We start from the raw sequence: 1,953 nt of genomic DNA on the forward strand, positions 1-1,953 counted from the left end.
CGGGGTCGGTCTGGTCGTCCATTGGCTGGCGTCGTCGAACATCCAGGCGATCAGGGTCAGAGCAGTTCGTGGATCTCGCTCAGGATCTGGTCGACCCACTGCTCGATACGGGGTCGGTCTGGTCGTCCATTGGCTGGCGTCGTCGAACATCCAGGCGATCAGGATCAGAGCAGTTCGTGGATCTCGTTCAGGATCTGGTCGACCCACTGCTCGATACGGGACTCGGTCTGGTCGTACTGGTTGGCGTCATCGAGGGCCAGCCCGACGAAGTGACGGCCATCGTCGATGAGCGCCTTGGAGGCGTCAAACTCGTACCCCTCGTTGGGCCAGTAGCCCACCAGCTTGACCCCCTTGGGGACCAGCTGATCGTGCAGCAGGCCGAGGGCATCCTGATACCACTCCCCATAGCCCAGCTGATCGCCCATGCCAAACAGGGCGATGATGCGTCCCTCCAGATGCAGGTCGGCGATGTCTTCCCAGCGAGATTCCCAGTCCTCCTGCAGCTCGCCGAAGTCCCAGGTGGAGATGCCCAGGATCAGGATGTCGTACTCCTGCATGCGGGCGAGGTGCACATCCTTGATGTTGTGGAGATCGACCAGCTCGGGGCCGATGAGGGCGCGGATCTTCTCGGCGGCCATCTCGGTGTAGCAGGTGGTGGAGCCATAAAACAAACCTATCTTCATCGCTCTTCTCTTGATCGCAGTCGGCAAGGGGCGTGACCGGCACAGCGGCGCCCGGGGGGAGGGCGCCAGTCTAGCAGATTGCGCCGGGCTCTTCACCGCCTGAGGGGATGTGCAGCCTTGCCTTGCGGCCCGGGTGGGTCGGCACGTTACAATGGCGACCTGTTTCCCTGAGCGCGGCGCACCATGAGCAAAGCAGAATCCCATCCCCTGATCGAGCCGTTTCTCGACGCCCTCTGGCTGGAGCGGGGGCTTTCCGACAACACGGTCAGCTCCTATCGCACCGACCTGGAAAAATTTGCCCTCTGGCTCGATGAGCAAGGCGGTTCCCTGCTGCTGGCGGGGCTGGACGACATCCAGCACTACCTCGCCTGGCGGGTGGACCATCAGTTCGCGGCCAGCAGCACGGCCCGTTTCCTCTCGGCCCTGCGCCGCTTCTACCAGTATCTCAATCGCGAGAAGCTGCGCAGCGACGATCCCACCGTGCTGCTGGAGGGGCCAAAGCTCCCCAAAAAGCTGCCATCGGATCTGAGCGAAGCCGAGGTGGAGGCGCTGCTGCAAGCGCCCTTGGTGGACGACCCGCTGGAGCTGCGGGACAAGGCAATGCTTGAGCTGCTCTACGCCACCGGGCTGCGGGTGTCCGAGCTGGTGGGGCTGACCGCCGAACACGTCAGCCTGCGCCAGGGGCTGGTGCGAGTGGTGGGCAAGGGCAACAAGGAGCGCCTGGTGCCCATGGGGGAGGAGGCGGTGCACTGGCTGGAGCGCTACTACCGGGAGGGGCGCACCCTGCTGCTGGGTGGCACCAGCTCGGACGTGGTGTTCCCCTCCAAGCGGGCCCGGATGATGACCCGCCAGACCTTCTGGCACCGCATCAAGCTCTATGCCCTGAGAGCCGGCATCAGGGGGGAACTCTCCCCCCACACCCTGCGTCACGCCTTCGCCACCCACCTGCTCAATCACGGCGCCGATCTGCGAGTGGTGCAGATGCTGCTGGGCCACGCGGATCTCTCCACCACTCAGATCTATACCCACGTGGCCAACGAGCGGCTCAAGGCACTGCACGGCCAGCACCACCCCAGAGCCTGATCGCCTCACCGGCCTTGCAACAAAAAACCGCCCGAAGGCGGTTTTTTTTGGTTCATCGCGGCTTTCCGGGGAAGGCCGCCTTGATTTTCAGAAAAAAGTATTCTGAGTCCCTAAATCCATATGCCATGCGCTTTATCACTTTGATCTTGTTGTTCACCCCTTCCAGCACACTCGTGTGCATCGGGTA

General features: G+C 63.0%; 3 protein-coding genes. 1 reads left to right on the forward strand and 2 read right to left on the reverse strand.

The annotated features are described in order from the left end of the window. Window positions 1-164: 164 nt before the first annotated feature. Entirely contained in the window at window positions 165-683 is a 519-nt protein-coding gene (gene fldB / locus J9889_RS19130) for a flavodoxin FldB (RefSeq protein ID WP_210557746.1), read from the reverse strand. Between the two features lie 183 nt (window positions 684-866). Between fldB and xerD the strand changes: the two genes are divergently transcribed. Then, entirely contained in the window at window positions 867-1,766 is a 900-nt protein-coding gene (gene xerD, locus J9889_RS19135) for a site-specific tyrosine recombinase XerD (protein WP_042014490.1), read from the forward strand. A gap of 52 nt (window positions 1,767-1,818) precedes the next feature. Here xerD and J9889_RS19140 read toward each other — a convergent pair. Continuing rightward, window positions 1,819-1,953, reverse strand: a 135-nt coding sequence (locus J9889_RS19140; protein ID WP_210538105.1) for a transposase, incomplete at its 5' end; no start/stop codon positions are given.

Origin of the sequence: Aeromonas sp. PrichA-15, from assembly GCF_017939245.1 — a bacterium.
Classification (GTDB): Bacteria; Pseudomonadota; Gammaproteobacteria; order Enterobacterales; family Aeromonadaceae; genus Aeromonas; species Aeromonas caviae.